A 15,630-nucleotide genomic window follows, 5' to 3' on the forward strand; every position below is an offset into this window, starting at 1 on the left:
CGGCTCGGGGGAGCGGACGATCGGGGCCCCGGGCCCGTGGCGTGCCGTCAGCGCGGCCGCGCGCCCGGCGGGAGGACCTGGGCGGACACGCGCAGGGGCGGGCTGTGCCGGAAGGTGAGGGTGAACTCGACCCACTGGCCGGCCGTCAGCGGCGGCGGGTCGGCGATCATCAGGTCGGCGTCCTCCGGGGTGAGGACGAGCTCGCCGCCCGGCGGGACCGGGAGGGCGGGGGTCGGCTCCCAGCGGCCGGCGGCGCCCTGGTGCAGGTGCCGCTTCAGGGTGATGCGGCTGCCGAACTGCCAGTCCGCGGCCACGAGTTCGTCGGGGACGTCGCCCGGGTTGCGGACCGTGAAGAACGCCGCCGTCGCCGGCGCGGCGCCGGCCGTCGGCAGGAGCATCCAGCCCGGGCCGGCGGCCTCCACCGGCCGGGGGCGGCCGGCGCCGCCGACCGCCGTCCAGCCGGTGAGCAGCACGAGGGCGAGGGTGGCCGCGCCGAGTGTGGGGGCGACGACCTTGAGCCGCTGGAGGATCGTCATCGCCGCACCGCCCCGTCCCGTACGGCCGTGCCTGGTACCGTCCCGGCCCGTACCGCTCCGCCCCGTACCGCGCCACGCCGTACCGAGCCACCCCGTACGGCCCCGCCCCGCGCCGGCTGCCAGGTGCGCAGCCGCAGGCTGTTGCCGACCACGAGCAGCGAGCTGAGCGACATCGCGACCGCCGCCAGCATCGGGTTCAGCAGGCCGACCGCCGCGAGCGGGATCAGCACCAGGTTGTAGCCGAACGCCCACAGCAGGTTCGCCCGGATCGTACTGAGGGTGCGCCGCGCCAGCCGGACGGCGTCCACCACCGCCTCGATGTCCCCGCGCACCAGCGTCAGCCCGGCCGCGCCGATCGCCGCGTCGCTGCCGGAGGCGAGCGCCACCCCGAGGTCCGCCCCGGCGAGCGCGACCGCGTCGTTGACGCCGTCGCCGACCACCGCCACCGTCCGCCCGGCGGCCCGCAGTTCGGCCACCACCTCGGCCTTGCGCTGCGGCGAGGCGGCGGCGTGCACCCGCTCGATGCCGAGCTCCGCCGCCACCGCGCGGGCCGCGCCCGGCCCGTCCCCGGTCGCCAGGACCGGCTCCAGGCCGAGGCCGCGCAGCCGGTGCAGCGCCCGCCAACTGCCCGCGCGCACCGTGTCGCCGACCGCGAGGACGGCCGCGCCCCGCCCGTCCAGCTCCACCAGGACGGCGGTGCGGCCCGCGTCCCCGGCCGCCGCCACCGCGCGCGCCAGCTCGGCGGGCAGCGGCCCGGCCGCCGCGTCCGGGCGCACCAGCCGGACGGCCCGGCCCTCGACCGTCCCGGACACCCCGAGCCCGGCGGTGGCCGCGAAGCCCGCCACGGCCGGGAGCTCGCCGCAGCGCTCGCGCGCGGCCGCCGCGACGGCCCGTCCGATCGGGTGCTCGGAGCGGTGCTCGACCGCCCCGGCCAGCCGCAGCACGTCCTCCTCGGTCAGGCCGTCGTCCTCGCTCGGGCCGTCCACGTCGGGCAGGCCGCTCACGTCGACGGCGGTGACGGCGGTGAGCGCCATCCGGCCGGTGGTCAGCGTCCCCGTCTTGTCCAGCACCACGGTGTCCACCCGGCGCAGGCTCTCCAGCACCTCCGGACCGCGCACCAGCACCCCCAGTTCGGCGCCCCGGCCGGTGGCGGCGAGCAGCGCGGTCGGCGTCGCCAGGCCCAGCGCGCACGGGCACGCCACCACCAGCACCGCGACCGCCGCCGTCACCGCCGCCTGCGGGGCCGCGCCCGCGCCCAGCCAGAAGCCCAGCACGCACACCGCGACCGCCAGCACGCACGGCACGAACACCCCGGCCACCGCGTCCGCCAGCCGCTGCGCCCGCGCCTTGCCGGCCTGCGCCTCGGCCACCAGCGCGGTGATCCGCGCCAGCTGGGTGTCGGCGCCGACCGCCGTCGCCCGCACCACCAGCGCGCCGCCGACGTTCACCGTCGCGCCCGCCACCGCAGCCCCCGGGCCCACCTCCACCGGCACGCTCTCGCCGGTCAGCAGGCTCAGGTCGAGCGCCGAACCGCCCTCGACGACCACCCCGTCGGTCGCCACCCGCTCACCCGGACGCACCACGAACTCCTGCCCCGGCAGGAGCAGTTCGACCGGCAGCAGACGCTCGGAGCCGTCCGCCGACCGGACGCACACCTCCTTGGCGCCCAGCTCGGCCAGCGCCCGCAGCGCGGACCCGCCGCTGCGCCGCACCCGGGCCTCCAGCAGCCGCCCGGCGAGGACGAACAGCGGCACGCCGACCGCCGCCTCCAGGTACACGTGCGCGGCGCCGCCGGACGCCGTCAGCGAGAACGGCATCCGCATGCCCGGATCCCCGGCACCGCCGAGGAACAGGGCGTACGCGGACCAGCCGAAGGAGGCCACCACGCCCAGGCTGACCAGGGTGTCCATGGTCGCCGTGGCATGCCGCAGGCCGCGCCAGGCACGGCGGTGGAACCCCGCCGAACCCCAGGTCACCACCGGGACGGCGAGTGCGAAGCAGACCCACTGCCAGGCCGTGAACTGCAGCGACGGCACCATCGACAGCACCAGCACCGGGACGGCCGGCAGCGCGGTGAGCAGCAGCCGCCGACGCTCGTCCGGCTCCTCGGCGGGGAGCGTCAGCGGGGCATCGGCCGGCGCCAACTCGGCGGTGTAGCCCGCCCGTTCGACGGCCGCCACGAGCTCGGCGACCGGCACCCCGGCGGGGTGCAGCACCCGCGCCCGGCCGGTCGCCAGGTTCACCCCGGCGCTCACCCCGTCGATCCGCGCCAGCCGCTTCTCCACCCGGCCCACGCAGGCCGCACAGGTCATCCCGCCGACCGCCAGGTCCGTGCTCACCAGCGCGGGCCCGGGCTCCGCGAGCGCGCTCACTTCATCCCACCCATGTCGTGCCCGCCCATCCCCGGGGACACCCCGCCACCGCCACCCGCCGGCCGCAGGCCCGGCGCCACCGGGCCCACCTGACGGCCCACGGCGTAGGCGGTGCCGAACACCGCGACCAGGAGGAGGGCGAATCCCACCAGCACACTCAACGACTTCGCATTCACGGTCCAGCAGTCGGACGGCGGCGGGGTGTGGTTCCCGTACGGTCGAAAGTCGTTCGTGGGGAGCCCGGCCGGTGGTCAGGGGCGGACACTGCGGGGGCCGGTGACGGCGGCGCCGAGGGCGGTGACGCGGGCCCGCAGCTCGCGGTCGGCGGTGGCCACCAGGCAGCTGCGGTCCGGGTGTTCGGCGCGGGCGGCGTCGACGAGCTGCACGATCCGGTCGTCGCCGCTGCCGCTCGCCTCCACGACCCGGACCTCGGGCAGACCCGCGACGCCCCGGGCGGCGCCCTCGACCACCAGCACCACGTCGAGCGGCCCCGGCAGGTCCGCCAGACCGTGCTCCGCGACGGCCACCAGGGCGTCCCGCAGCCGCTCGGCGGCGCCGCGCCGGTCCCGCCACCAGCCGTCCGGCACCGACCCGACCACGTTCGCGCCGTCCACGACCAGCAGCGGCCGCTCGGCGGCATCCCGTTCCTCGTGCTCCATGGCGGCCAAGCCTGCCACCTGCGGGCCGCGCCGGGCGATTTTCGGTGGAGCGGTCGGCGGGGCGGCGCCTACGCTCCGGGGAGCCGGCGGTCGGAGGAGCGGTCATGGAGGGCGAGTACTTCGCACTGGTCTGCGACGGGGTGCCCATCCTCGTCGTGCTGACCGACACCGGCCCGAACCTGCTGGAAGCGGTGAAGGTGGTCACTCGGCACACCGGGCTCAGCCTGTGGCACAGCAAGCTCTTGCTCGGCGATCTGCCGGCCACGCTCCTGGACGATGTGACGGGGGACCGCGCCGAGCGGCTGATCACGGACCTGCGAACGGTGGGCGCCGCCGCCGAGATCCGGTACCGGTAGCGGTGAAATCCCTTGGCAGGAACGGTGGTTGGAGCGCCGGGAGCTCGGCGGGAACCTCAGCTACGCGATCGTGCAGGACGGCGTGCTGGTCGGCGCCTGCTGCCTCTTCCGCCGCGACGACGAGCGCGACGACATCCGCGAGATCGGCTACTGGCTGCACCCCGCCGCGACCGGCCGGGGCCTGGCGACCAGGGCCTCCCGTGCCCTGGTCGCCGAGGCCTTCCGGATCCCGGGTGTCGGGCACGTCGAGATCAGCCACGACCGCGCGAACCACCGCAGCGGCGCCGTCCCGGCCCGGCTCGGCTTCACCGAGCTCGGCCCCCGCCCCGCCGAGCGGCTCGCCCCGGCCGACACCGGCGAGGACCGGGTCTGGCGCCTCAGCCGCGCGGACGGGACGGTCGACTGACCGGGGGCGGCGCCGAGGCCGCTGACGTCACGCCGCGCCGCCCCCTGCGTAGGCGCGGGCGACGGCGGTGTGGGCGGCCTTGGGGGTGGTGCGGCCGTCCGGCCAGGAGCGGACCAGGCCGTAGCCGACCGTGTCGAGGTCGGCCCGCGGGTCCTCGGAGGCCGGGTAGGCGGGGGTGACGTACGTGAAGACGAAGGCACCGGCGAGCCCTGCGGCGGTGAACAGGTCTATCAGGGAGGTGAGTTCGAGGGCCTGGACCTCCTCGTCGCGGACCAGGCCGGCGCGCGGGCGGCGGGTGCCGTCCGCGCGGTCGACCAGTGTCCAGGCCGAACCGCCGTGCTCGGCCGCGCCGGTGAACGTGGCGCAGCCGAACTCGGTGGCGACCACGGGCTTTTCGTGCTGGTGCAGTGCTTCGAGGTCGGCCCGGAGGGTGGCGGCGTTGCCGGAGTCCCGGTAGGCGTCGACGGCGACGAGGTCGAACGGCGTCCAGTCGATGTCCTCCCAGAGCCCGGCGGCGTAGGTGACGGGGCCGGAGAAGTGTCGGCGCGCGGTGGTGACGGCGGTGGACAGCAGGGCGTTGAGCCGGACCGGCGGCGGGCCGGCCGCGAAGAACTCCGGGGCCCAGCTCATCGGGTCGGCGAGCGCGGCCAGCCGGGTGCCGATGTCGGCGCCGGGGACCAGGCCGGTCAGGAAGAGGCTCCATTCGCAGCCGACGACCAGGGTGACGTCGGCGCCGGAGCGGTGGAGGTCGCCGGCGATCCGGGCCGCCGCCTCGACCGCCGCCAGGGCCGTCGCCTCGTCGGCGTTGGGCAGCATGGGGGAGAGCCAGACGGCGAGGCCCAGCCGGGCGGCCGTCTCGGCGGCGAGCCGCAGCCGGTCGAGGTCGTTGCCGGTGAGGCGGACGGCGGTGCAGTGCAGTTCGCCTGCGATGGCGGCGAGTTCGCGTTCCACGGTGTCCGCGGTGAGGTGCGGTCGGGTGACCGAGCCGTCGACGGTGGGAGTGCCCGTGTCGTAGGTGACGCCCTTGATCTTCACGGGTTCGTTCTACCGCATGGGTGATCGTCCCGGGCCGCGAGGGCCGGGCGGCGTGCGCCGGTGCACGCCGCCCGCCCCCGTGTTCAGGCGGGTGCCCCCGCGCCGTGCCAGTGCCGCAGTGCCTGCTGGAGGCCGTCGAGGTGGCCGTCGAGGTGGTCGTCGTCCGAGGTCCGTACCCAGGTGGTGTGTCCGTCCGGCCGGAGCAGGACGGCCCGGAGCTCGGGGTGGTCGGGGCTGGTCGCGGTGACGACGTCCACCCGGTCCGTCCACCCGGCCGCCGCCTCGCGCAGGGTGCCGTCGTCCGTCAGGTCGAGCAGCACGCCGCGCCCCGGGGCGAGCAGCTCGGTGAGGCGGGTGGGGCCGTCCGCGGTGGTGAGGGGGAGGTCGGGGGTGAGGCGGCCGAGCCAGGGGTGGTCGGTGTCGGGGTGCATGGGGTAGCGGGTGTCGAGTCCGGTGATGGTTTCGGTGAAGGCGCGGTTGCCGTCCGGGTGTCGGGCGACGCGGGTGAGCAGGTCGGTCACGGGCCCGAGGCGGACGTCGGCGTCGGCGTCGGCGAGCAGGGCCAGCGCCTGGGTGCTCGCCAGTACGTGCGCGCCGGCGGGGTGGCGTTCGGCGTGGTAGCTGTCGAGCAGGTGGGCGGGTGCGGTGCCGCGGACGGTGGCGGCGAGTTTCCAGCCGAGGTTGAACACGTCGTCGAGGGCGACGTTGACGCCGATGGCCCCGGACGGCGGGTGGATGTGCGCGGCGTCCCCGGCGAGCACGATCCGGCCGCGCACGTAGGCGGCCGCCTGCCGGGCGGCGTTGCCGAAGCGCGACAGCCAGCGCGGGCTGTGCAGGTGGACGGGCCGGCCGAGCGCGTCGTCGACGGCGCGCTGGAGCAGGTCCAGCGTGACCGGGGTGTCCTGGTCGGCGGGGGGACGCGGGTCGGTGGTGAGGATCCGGACGTAGCCGGGGCGGGGGACGACGAAGACGCTGCCGCCGGGGCCGGTGGTCGGGCCGATCGGCAGCGCGTCCGGGGCGGCGAGTTCGACGTCGCCGAGCAGGGTGAAGCGGGTCGACGCGGTGCCGGGGAAGTCGATGCCGGCCTGTTTGCGGACGGTGCTGCGGCCGCCGTCGCAGCCGACCAGGTAGTCCGCCCGGATGCGGTACTCGGTGCCGTCCGCCGTGCTGACGGTGGCGGTGACCGACGCGGAGTCCTGGGTCAGCGTGCGCAGTTGGTGTCCGCGCCGGAGGTCGGCGCCCAGGGCGAGGGCGTGCGCCTCTAGGACCTCCTCGACCCGGGTCTGTGCGATGCCGAGCGTGTACGGGTGGTCGGTGCGGGTACCGGCGAGGGTGAGGGTGGCCGGCAGGCCGGCGAACGCGGCGTGCGGGACCTGCCAGCCCTCGCTGACCAGCCGTTCGGCGAGGCCGCGCCGGGCCAGCAGGTCCAGGGCGCGGGCGTTGAGGTTGAAGCCCCGGCAGTAGCCGGGCCGTTGCGGGTGGCGTTCGAGCACGACGGTGTCGATGCCGGCGAGGCGGAGCTCGGCGGCGAGTAACAGGCCGGCCGGGCCGGCTCCGACGATCAGCACCTCGGTCATCGGACGGGCTCCTCTCCGGGGGCGGACCAGGTCCAGCCCTGTTCGGTGCGTTCGGCCCGGGGCCAGAACAGGCTGCCGTCGCGGATCTCGGCGACGGTCCGCCGCGTCCAGGCCAGTTCGGCCTCCCAGGCGTGCACGGCGCACTCGGCCTCGATCATGAACAGCCGGGGGACCTGGCCGGAGCCGACCGTGTCGGCCAGCACCGTGTTCGTCTCCTCGATCCGCCGGGCCAGGTGGCCGGCCCGTTCGAGCAGGGCCTCGGCGGCCCGCTCCGGGCCGAGTGCGCCGAGGTAGGACACCGCGGCCATGAACTTGGGGTACTCGGCGACGGGCGTGCGGAGCAGTTCGTCGATCCACCGCACGAACTCGTCCTGGCCGAGCCCGGTCGGCGCGTACACCGTCCGTTCGGGCCGCCGGCCGTCGCGCGCGGTCTCGACCGGCTCGATCCAGCCGTGCCGGACCAGCGACTCGACGGTGTCGTACAGCGACCCTGAGTTGACCTTGAAGCTGCTGTCCTTGTGGCGTTCCCGCAGGGTGGTCGCCATCTCGTAGGGGTGCATCGGCTGTTCCTGCAGCAGGCCGAGGACGGCCAGCGCCAGGGTGTTGGAGATCTTCCGCTTCGCCATGCGTGCTGTGCTCCGATCGACGATCAATATAGTCGGATCCTAGTAGCCGGATCCGACTATACGACACCGATGGCGGGGCCGTGGCGGTCCGGCAAGCCGCGGACACCGCCGAACCGGGGACCCGCCCGGCATGCCCCGCGAGGGCTGACCCGGCGGCAGACCGGCGCTCGGGTGGGCAACGGGGGCATGGAGACACGCATCGACGAGATCGCCGACCGCATCTACCGGGTCTCGACCTTCGTCCCGGAGATCGCCCCGCCCGCCGGGTTCACCTTCAACCAGTTCCTGATCGACGCCGAGGAACCGCTGATCTTCCACACCGGCATGCGGTCGCTGTTCCCCGCCGTCTCGGAGGCGATCGGCACGGTGGTGCCGCTGGAGCGGCTGCGCTGGGTCACCTTCGGGCACGTCGAGGCGGACGAGTGCGGGGCGATGAACGCGTTCCTGGCGGCGGCGCCGCGCGCGCTGGTCGCGCACAACACGCTCGGCTGCTCGGTGTCGCTCAACGACCTCGCCGACCGGCCGCCGGTGCCGATGGACGACGGGGAGCTGCTGGACCTCGGCGGGCGGCAGGTGTGCCGGCGGGTGCGCAACGTCAACACCCCGCACGTGCCGCACGGTTGGGAGGCGCGGGTGCTGTTCGAGGAGGAGACCCGGACGCTGTTCTGCGGGGACCTCTTCACCCACCTCGGCGACGGGCCCGCCGTCACCGGCGACGACCTGGTCGAACCCGCCCTGCGCTCCGAGGAACTGTTCCGGCAGGTCTCCTGCCTGACGGCCGCCACGGCCGCCCTGCGCTCACTCGCCGAGCTGCGCCCGCGCACGCTCGCGGTCATGCACGGCTCGTCGTTCCACGGGGACGGCGCGGCCGCGCTGAACGCGCTCGCGGACGCGATGCTGGAGCGGTTCGGGCCCGAGGCGGAGTTCGCGGCCCGGCCGAGCGTGCTGGCGGGCCCGCACCCGTAGCGGGCCCGCACCCCTGACGGGCCGGCGGTCAGGCCAGGGTGATCCGGATGCCGATCGTGCCGCGGTCGCCGCGGCGCAGCCGGCTGCCGAGCAGGGTGAGCACGCCGAGCAGGCCGTACTTCTGGCGCAGCAGGGTGCGGTAGGCGGCGGTGCGCTCGGGGGTGAGCAGCTCGGCGGTGGCCGGGTACTGCTCGCCGGTCGGGCGGCCCTTGACGTCGCACGGGCCGACCAGCACGTCGGCGCGGTTGCGGATCCGCTTGACCTTCCAGGAGTCGGCGACGGTCCAGATGCCCAGCGCCTCCCCGTCGCGGACCACCCACACGGGGGTCGGCACCGGGGTGCCGTCCTTCTTGTAGGTGGTGACGAGCAGGTAACTGCCCGCGGAGAGCCGGACGATCCGGGCGAGCCGGTCCGAGGCGGCGGGGTCGACGGGGCCGGTGGGGTCGGGGGTCATGCCGGAGAGTCTAGAGGGCGGCTCGGCTCACCGGCGGCGGACGGAGTGCAGCCGGGCGCGCAGGCGGCGGGAGAGCCGGGGGCCGGTGCGGCCGCCGACCGCGGTGGCGCCGATGGCGGTGGTGCTCGAAGGCGCGGCGGCCGCGGCGGCCCGGCGGCGTGCGACCGTACGGGCGGCGGCCCAGAGGGCGAGGGCGCCGGCCAGCGCGGCGCCCGTCCAGACGGCGGGGGTGAGGCCCGGGTCGTTGGACGGGCCGCCGAGCGGCGGCTGGGCCCAGGCCGGCAGGTCGGTGGCGGCCTGCGGGGCGGCGGCGGAGGACGCGCCGCCGGCGGGGGCGGCGGTGTCCTCGGCCAGCTGCCCGACCGGCTGGACCTTCCCGGCGGCCGCGAAGCCCCAGTCCAGCAGGCTGGCCGCCTCGTCGTAGACCTTGCCCTGGGCCTCCGGGTGCATGACCGTCACCAGCAGGGTGCGGCCGTCGCGCTCGGCGGCGCCGGTGAAGGTGGCGCCCGCGTTGGTGGTGTAGCCGTTCTTGACGCCGATCAGGCCGGGGTACTTGCCGAGCAGCCGGTCGGTGTTGGCGATGTCGAAGCTGGTGCGCTGCCCGGTGAGCTTGTCGAGTCCGCCGGGGAAGCGGGCGGTGCGGGTGGAGCAGTAGGAGCGGAAGTCGGCGTTGCGCAGCCCGGCGCGGGCGAACAGGGTGAGGTCGTAGGCGGAGGAGACCTGGCCGTCCATGTCGTAGCCGTCCGGGGTGACGACCTTGGTGTCCCTGGCCTGGAGGGCCTGGGCCCGGGCCTGCATCTCGGTGACGGTGCGCTGGACGCCGCCGTTCATGTGCGCGAGGACGTGCACGGCGTCGTTGCCGGAGCTGAGGAAGACGCCCCGCCAGAGGTCCTCGACCCGGTACGGCAGGTTCTCCTTGACGCCGACGAGGCTGCTGCCGGCGCCGAGGCCGGCCAGTTCGGCGGGGGTGACCTGGTGCTCCAGGGCGCGGTCGAACTTGGGCAGCACGGTGTCGGCGAACAGCATCTTGAGCGTGCTGGCGGGCGGCAGCGGCAGGTGGGCGTCGCGGGCGGCGAGCACCTCGCCGGTGGTGGCGTCGGCGACCAGCCAGGAGCGGCCGGTGAGGGTGGCCGGCAGGGCGGGGGCGCCGGCCAGCGGCGCGATCTGGACGGCCGGGCGGCCGAGCCGTTCGCCGCCGATCGCGGCCCCGGCGTCCTGGGCGACGGCGGCGGGGGCGGCCGGTGGCAGGGCGGTCAGTGGCAGGGTGGTCAGGGCCAGGGCGGTGAGGGCCAGGGCCGAGGCGGCGGCCGCCTGGGCGGTCTGCCGGGTTCGTCTGCGCTGCACATGCTTCGACTGCACACGGCGAACGTAACCGGGCGGCCGCCGGGGCGCCGGGGCTGCTGCTCCGTCCGGTGGGCCGGGCGGCACGGGCTCGGGCCGCGACTTTGGTGGTCCCGGCGCGCGCCGAAAGTCGGATTACCGGACGCCGGTGCCTTCCTAGGCTGACGGACATGAAGACTCTGCTCGGCTACCTCGGTTTCGTGCTGATCCTCGGCGGCGGCACCGGCCTGCTGGCCGACCGGCTCGGGGGGTTCCGGCTGTTCGGCTTCGTCCGCTACCTGGTGCCGGACGGCCACGAGACGGTCGGCTACGCGGCGCTGCTGGCGCTCGGCGTGCTGCTCTCGATTCCCGCCGCCCGGCGGGGCTGATCGCTCAGGAGGCCGCGATGCCGTCCAGCAGGACGGCCAGCCCGGCGCGGAAGGCCTCCCCGGCCTCGTCCCCGTCCTCGTTCCCGGACGCGCCGCCGGGGTCCCGCCGCAGCGCCGTCAGCAGGGGGAAGCGCTCGGCGAACTCCGGTGAGAAGCGGTCGAGTTGGGCGCCACTGGCGTCGGCGGTGGCGGCGGCCGCGCCGCGGACGTACTGCCGGAGGGCGGCGACGGCTCCGCGCAGTCGGGCGGGCGCGAGTGCGGCGGGTGCGAGGGCGCTCAACAGGCTCTCCAGCGCGGCGAGTTCGGCCGGGCCGAGGGCGGGCCGGGCCGGCGGGAGCCGGAGCACCCAGGGGTGGCGCAGGTAACAGGCGTACAGCTGCTCGGCCCAGTCGGTGGCGGCGGCCCGCCAGTCGTCCGACCGCGGTGCGGGGGGCGGGAGTTCGGCGAGTGCGCGGTCGTGCATCAGGGCCAGGAGCTCGTCCTTGCCGGGCACGTAGGTGTAGAGCGCCATCGCCGTGCGGCCGAGGCGTTCGCCGACCGCGCGCATGGAGAAGGCGGCCATGCCCTCGGCGTCGGCGACCGCGATGGCGGCGGAGACGATCGCGTCCACGCTGAGGCCCGGCTTGGGGCCGCTGCGGGCGCCCCGCCCGGCGCGCGACGGTTCGGGCGCGTCCCAGCGCGGGGCGCGTGAGCGGTGGGGGTCGCCCGGCCCGGCGTGGACGGTCATCCGAAGTCTCCTTATGGCGTAAAGCATTCCTGCGGGCACCGCCGTGACGGCAACTCTTTATGGCGTAAGGATATCCGGCCCGTCCGCGCCGCCCGTCCGCGCCGCCCGTCCGCGCCGCCCGCCTCGCCCGTCCGCGCCGCCCGTCCCGCCGGCCCCCCTCCCCACCTCCGCCGGAGCGGCGCTCCGGGGGGAAACCGCGGAGCCCGGTTTTGGATCGGGTCGACGGGGAAGGAATGTCGCGGTGTCGACAAAGAGTCGACCGACTGGCGACATTCCGCCACTGTCGAGAGTCCGCCACTGGCGTTTTCGGGGCGGCATCGCTCGGTTTCGACCGTGACTGACCGGTCCTGATCGGCGAAAAAGGGACACCCCCGGCGCGATTTATACGGTGTATTTTACTTTCTGATGGTCATTTTTACTTTCTGATGGGGATTTCACCCCTTGTCGTGGTCGTGTCGGATGCGCTGGAATGCGACCGCTGTCGGGACGCGCGGTCCGGACCAACCACGCGGCCGATCCGGACTCGCGTACGCTGGGCTGTGCGCAACCTGACGTCTCATCAGACGAAAGGATGTCCATTGATCAGCTGGCGGAAAGCCCAGCTAGCAGCTGCCGTCACGGTCACCTCCGCGTCCATGGTCCTGACCTTCGGGACCTGCGCGAACGCCACCCCCGCCCCCACCCCCTCGAACGCCCCCACGGCGGCCGAGGGCGGGGCGCCGGCGCCGGTGATCGTGATCCTGAAGGACCAGATTGCGGACGCCCCGGCCGACCACGGTCACCTGGGCGCCCGCCAGCAGAAGACGGCCAACGCACAGGCCCCGCTGCTGGACAAGGTCAAGGCCCACGGCGGCACCAACATCAAGAGCTTCGTCGTCGGCAACGCCTTCTCGGCCACCGTCGACCCGGCTCTGCGTGCCTCCCTGCAGGCCGACCCGGCCGTCGCCGCCGTGGTGGCCGACACCCAGGTCAAGGTCGCCCCGGTCGCCGCCTCGACGGCGAAGACGGGCAAGGACGCCGTCGACGCCAAGGCGGCCGGCAACGGTGACGCCAAGGCCGCCGCCCCGGGCAGTGACGGCAGCCAGGGCTCGGAGGAGAACGCGACCAACACGGTCTGCCCCTCCGACCCGAGCAAGCCGCTGCTGGAGCCCGAGGGCCTCTACTCGGTGCGCGCCCAGACCGGCAACGGCCACCCCGGTGTCGAGAACCTGGCCACCGGCAAGGGCGTCAAGGTCGCCTACATCGCGGACGGCCTCGACCCGAACAACCCGGACTTCATCCGGGCCGACGGCTCGCACGCCGTCGTCGACTACCAGGACTTCGCCGGTGACGGCTGGGCCGCGCCCACCGGTGCGGCCGAGGCCTTCGGCGACGCCTCGGCGGTCATCGCCCAGGGCCGCCAGGTCTACGACGTCTCGCAGTTCGTCAACGCCTCGCACCCGCTGCCGGCCGGCTGCAACATCCGGATCAAGGGCCTCGCCCCGGACGCCGACCTGGTCGCGCTGAAGGCCGGCGGCGAGATGATGTCCAACTCGTCGATCCTGCAGTCCATCGACTACGCGGTGCGGGTCGCCCACGTCGACGTGCTGAACGAGTCCTTCGGTGGCAACGTCACCCCGGACAGCGGCGCGCACGACACCATCTCGCTGTTCAACGACCAGGCCGTCAAGGCCGGTGTCACCGTCTCCGTCTCCTCCGGCGACGCGGGCATCAGCGGGACCATCGGCACCCCGGCCACCGACCCGAACGTGATCGCGGTCGGCGCGTCGACGGACAACCAGAACTACCAGCAGACCGGTTACGCGGCCTCCCAGTTCTCCAACAAGAAGTGGAGCAACAGCCGCATCTCCGCGCTGTCCTCGGGTGGCTTCACCCAGGCCGGCCGGACTGTCGACCTGGTCGCGCCGGGTGAGTCGGACTGGGCGCTGTGCACCCCCGACGTCACCAAGTACACCGACTGCACGGGCTACAACGGCAAGCCGTCGGCGATCCAGCCGTTCGGTGGCACCAGCCAGGCCGCCCCGTTCGTCACCGGCGCCGCGGCCCTGGTCATCCAGGCCTACCGCGACACCCACGGCGGCGACTCGCCGTCCCCCGCCCTGGTGAAGAAGTTCCTCACCGGCACCGCCCAGGACCTCGGCGTTCCGGCCGAGGAGCAGGGCGCCGGTCTGCTGAACGTCCGGGCCGCCGTCGAGGCCGCCCGCGGCTACGACGACGGCGACGGCACCGAGGGTGCCAACACCGTGGTCGTCAACACCGGCCAGCTCGACATCGCGGGCGCCCCGGGCTCGACCCACACCGCCGACGTGTCCGTCACCAACACCAGTGACAGCCCGCAGACGGTGAGCGCCGCCACCCGCGCCTTCGTGCCGCTGGCGAGCAACACCCAGACCGTCCAGATGGACACGTCCTCGAAGGACACCTTCAAGTACGCGACCAACGGCTCGGACTGGGTCCAGAAGCAGGTCAAGTTCACCGTCCCGGCCGGCGCCGACCGCCTCGCGGCCTCGATCGCCTGGCACGGTGCGGCCAACCCGGTCGTCAACGGCCCGGTCGTGCGCCTGACGCTGCTCGACCCGTCCGGCAAGTTCGAGACGAACACCCGCCCGCAGGGCGGCGCCACCCCGGCCAACTTCGGCCTGGTGGACGTCCCGCACCCGGTCGCCGGCGAGTGGACCGCCGTCTTCTACACCCCGGCCGGCGCCAAGGGCTTCAACGGCCCCGTCCAGTTCGGCACCTCGACCCAGCGGGCCGTCCCGGCCGGTTCGGTCGGCCCGAACACCGCCGAGCTGCAGCCCGGTGAGACCAAGAACCTGAAGGTCCAGCTCACCACCCCGGCCACCAGCGGCGACTCGAGCGAGGCCGTCACGGTCTCCAGCTCGAACGGCAGCACCACCAGCGTTCCGGTCGTGCTCCGCAGCCTCGTCCCGGTCAAGGACGGCAAGGGCACCTTCACCGGCACCATCACCGGTGGCAACGGCCGCGGCTCCTCGCCGACGCAGAGCTTCACCTACGGCTTCGACGTCCCGAAGGGCCAGAAGGACCTGCGGGTCGGCCTGACCGTCGCCAAGGACGCCAACCTGCTCATGCAGGGCGCGCTGATCAGCCCGAACGGCACCCCGATCGACATCGAGGGCAACGGTCTGTTCGACGACAAGGGCAACCTGACCGGCACCAACCCGGGCGTCTCGGCCACCACCGTCAACCCGGCCGAGGGCCACTGGCGGTTCGTCCTGAACGTGCTCGGCCCGATCAGCGGCCAGCAGCTGTCGCAGGACTTCACCGGCACCATCGCGTTCAACCAGAACCAGGCCACCGCGGCCGGTCTGCCGAACGACGCGAAGACCAAGCTGGCGGCCGGCAAGCCGGTCACCGTCACGGTGAACTACACCAACAACACCGTCGCCACCCAGAAGATCTCGGCGGACGGCCGCCTGGACAACCGGGTCGACGTGCCGCTGGTCCCGCAGGGCGCCTCGGCCTCGGTCACCCTGCCGCTGAGCCTCAGCTCCGCGGTGCCGGGCTTCCTGGTCCCCCCGGGCACCGACCAGCTCAAGGGCGTCGCGGCCTCCTCGACCCCGGCTCAGCTGGAGCTGGCCGCCACCACCTCGTCGCCGGACCTGTTCGGTGACCTGAAGAAGGCGCAGAACGGCTCGACCATCTCGACCGTGACCGACAAGGGCACCGCCGAGCAGCCGATCGTCCCGGGCAACTGGGGCACCTTCGTCCAGCAGATCGGCCCGTTCAGCAACGCGGGCGCGCCGGCCGGCACCGCCACCATCACCGCCACCGCGCACACCCTGGCGTTCGACCCGGCGCTGACCTCCAGCACCGGTGACCCGTACGCCGCCTCGGTGAACGCCACGGCCCCGGCCGCCACCCCGGTGACCGTCCAGCCGGGCGCCAGCGGCTCGCTGCAGGTGACCGTGACCCCGACCGGCCCGAAGGGCAGCACGGTCAAGGGTCTGCTGTACCTGGTGTCCGCCCCGACCTCGGTGGCGACCGCCAACAACAGCCTGAGCACCACCGGTGCGGTGCTCGCGGCGATCCCGTACAGCTACACCGTGAGCTGACGCTTCGTCGGTCTGACCGCAGGAAGCACCAACTGGCCGAGGCCGTCCCGGAGTTCCGGGGCGGCCTCGGTCGCGTTTCAACCGCTCGGGGGTGGGCAGGGACCAGGCATCAGGACATGTCGGCCCAATCGGGG

Annotated in this window: 15 protein-coding genes; 5 read left to right on the top strand and 10 right to left on the bottom strand. The window is 74.5% G+C overall.

The genetic code is table 11. The features are described 5' to 3' along the window. Positions 1–47: 47 nt before the first annotated feature. The 4 genes from AB2U05_RS31270 to AB2U05_RS31285 form a co-directional block, all read right to left on the bottom strand. Positions 48–536: a copper chaperone PCu(A)C gene (locus AB2U05_RS31270; protein WP_052706323.1), complete on the bottom strand. Its 489-nt coding sequence runs from the start codon at positions 534–536 to the stop codon at positions 48–50. After that, positions 533–2,908 carry a heavy metal translocating P-type ATPase gene (locus AB2U05_RS31275; RefSeq protein WP_369184974.1) on the bottom strand — a complete coding sequence of 792 codons (2,376 nt, stop codon included), beginning with the start codon at positions 2,906–2,908 and terminating at the stop codon, positions 533–535. Before AB2U05_RS31275 ends, AB2U05_RS31270 begins: the two co-directional genes overlap by 4 nt. After that, on the bottom strand, positions 2,905–3,057 hold the full coding sequence (locus AB2U05_RS31280) for a hypothetical protein (protein ID WP_369184975.1): 153 nt from the start codon (positions 3,055–3,057) through the stop codon (positions 2,905–2,907). Before AB2U05_RS31280 ends, AB2U05_RS31275 begins: the two co-directional genes overlap by 4 nt. A 102-nt stretch (positions 3,058–3,159) precedes the next feature. Beyond that, positions 3,160–3,567, bottom strand: coding sequence for a hypothetical protein (locus AB2U05_RS31285; protein WP_045709038.1), 408 nt, complete (start codon positions 3,565–3,567; stop codon positions 3,160–3,162). Between the two features lie 104 nt (positions 3,568–3,671). Between AB2U05_RS31285 and AB2U05_RS31290 the strand changes: the two genes are divergently transcribed. Both AB2U05_RS31290 and AB2U05_RS31295 read left to right on the top strand, forming a co-directional pair. Next, the gene (locus tag AB2U05_RS31290; RefSeq protein ID WP_369184976.1) at positions 3,672–3,923 is read left to right on the top strand and encodes a ribosomal protein L7/L12; all 252 of its coding nucleotides are present in this window, start codon (positions 3,672–3,674) and stop codon (positions 3,921–3,923) included. A 7-nt stretch (positions 3,924–3,930) separates the two neighbouring features. Then, positions 3,931–4,329: a GNAT family N-acetyltransferase gene (locus AB2U05_RS31295; RefSeq protein WP_078859483.1), complete on the top strand. Its 399-nt coding sequence runs from the start codon at positions 3,931–3,933 to the stop codon at positions 4,327–4,329. Between the two features lie 27 nt (positions 4,330–4,356). On the opposite strand, the gene AB2U05_RS31300 is transcribed toward AB2U05_RS31295, so the two are convergent. The 3 genes from AB2U05_RS31300 to AB2U05_RS31310 form a co-directional block, all read right to left on the bottom strand. Next, positions 4,357–5,364: a hypothetical protein gene (locus tag AB2U05_RS31300; protein ID WP_369184977.1), complete on the bottom strand. Its 1,008-nt coding sequence runs from the start codon at positions 5,362–5,364 to the stop codon at positions 4,357–4,359. Between the two features lie 83 nt (positions 5,365–5,447). Beyond that, positions 5,448–6,941 carry an FAD-dependent monooxygenase gene (locus AB2U05_RS31305; protein ID WP_369184978.1) on the bottom strand — a complete coding sequence of 498 codons (1,494 nt, stop codon included), beginning with the start codon at positions 6,939–6,941 and terminating at the stop codon, positions 5,448–5,450. Continuing rightward, on the bottom strand, positions 6,938–7,567 hold the full coding sequence (locus tag AB2U05_RS31310) for a PadR family transcriptional regulator (protein ID WP_045691865.1): 630 nt from the start codon (positions 7,565–7,567) through the stop codon (positions 6,938–6,940). Before AB2U05_RS31310 ends, AB2U05_RS31305 begins: the two co-directional genes overlap by 4 nt. 186 nt (positions 7,568–7,753) lie before the next feature. Between AB2U05_RS31310 and AB2U05_RS31315 the strand changes: the two genes are divergently transcribed. Beyond that, positions 7,754–8,533, top strand: a complete 780-nt coding sequence (locus AB2U05_RS31315) for an MBL fold metallo-hydrolase (RefSeq protein WP_369184979.1) — start codon at positions 7,754–7,756, stop codon at positions 8,531–8,533. Between the two features lie 28 nt (positions 8,534–8,561). On the opposite strand, the gene AB2U05_RS31320 is transcribed toward AB2U05_RS31315, so the two are convergent. Both AB2U05_RS31320 and AB2U05_RS31325 read right to left on the bottom strand, forming a co-directional pair. Next, the gene (locus AB2U05_RS31320; RefSeq protein ID WP_045691864.1) at positions 8,562–8,987 is read right to left on the bottom strand and encodes a PPOX class F420-dependent oxidoreductase; all 426 of its coding nucleotides are present in this window, start codon (positions 8,985–8,987) and stop codon (positions 8,562–8,564) included. A 27-nt stretch (positions 8,988–9,014) separates the two neighbouring features. Then, the gene (locus tag AB2U05_RS31325; protein ID WP_369186022.1) at positions 9,015–10,244 is read right to left on the bottom strand and encodes a D-alanyl-D-alanine carboxypeptidase family protein; all 1,230 of its coding nucleotides are present in this window, start codon (positions 10,242–10,244) and stop codon (positions 9,015–9,017) included. A 254-nt stretch (positions 10,245–10,498) separates the two neighbouring features. Between AB2U05_RS31325 and AB2U05_RS31330 the strand changes: the two genes are divergently transcribed. Beyond that, positions 10,499–10,696 (top strand): hypothetical protein, encoded by a 198-nt coding sequence (locus AB2U05_RS31330; RefSeq protein ID WP_045691863.1) that lies wholly within the window; start codon positions 10,499–10,501, stop codon positions 10,694–10,696. Positions 10,697–10,700: 4 nt separating this feature from the next. On the opposite strand, the gene AB2U05_RS31335 is transcribed toward AB2U05_RS31330, so the two are convergent. After that, complete coding sequence (locus AB2U05_RS31335) at positions 10,701–11,423, bottom strand: TetR/AcrR family transcriptional regulator (protein ID WP_369184980.1); 723 nt, start codon at positions 11,421–11,423, stop codon at positions 10,701–10,703. Positions 11,424–12,001: 578 nt separating this feature from the next. Here AB2U05_RS31335 and AB2U05_RS31340 point away from each other — a divergent pair. Further along, entirely contained in the window at positions 12,002–15,496 is a 3,495-nt protein-coding gene (locus AB2U05_RS31340) for a S8 family serine peptidase (protein ID WP_107072816.1), read from the top strand. The last annotated feature ends 134 nt before the right edge of the window (positions 15,497–15,630 follow it).

Origin of the sequence: Streptomyces sp. Y1, assembly GCF_041053115.1 — a bacterium.
GTDB lineage: Bacteria > Actinomycetota > Actinomycetes > Streptomycetales > Streptomycetaceae > Kitasatospora > Kitasatospora rubellomurina.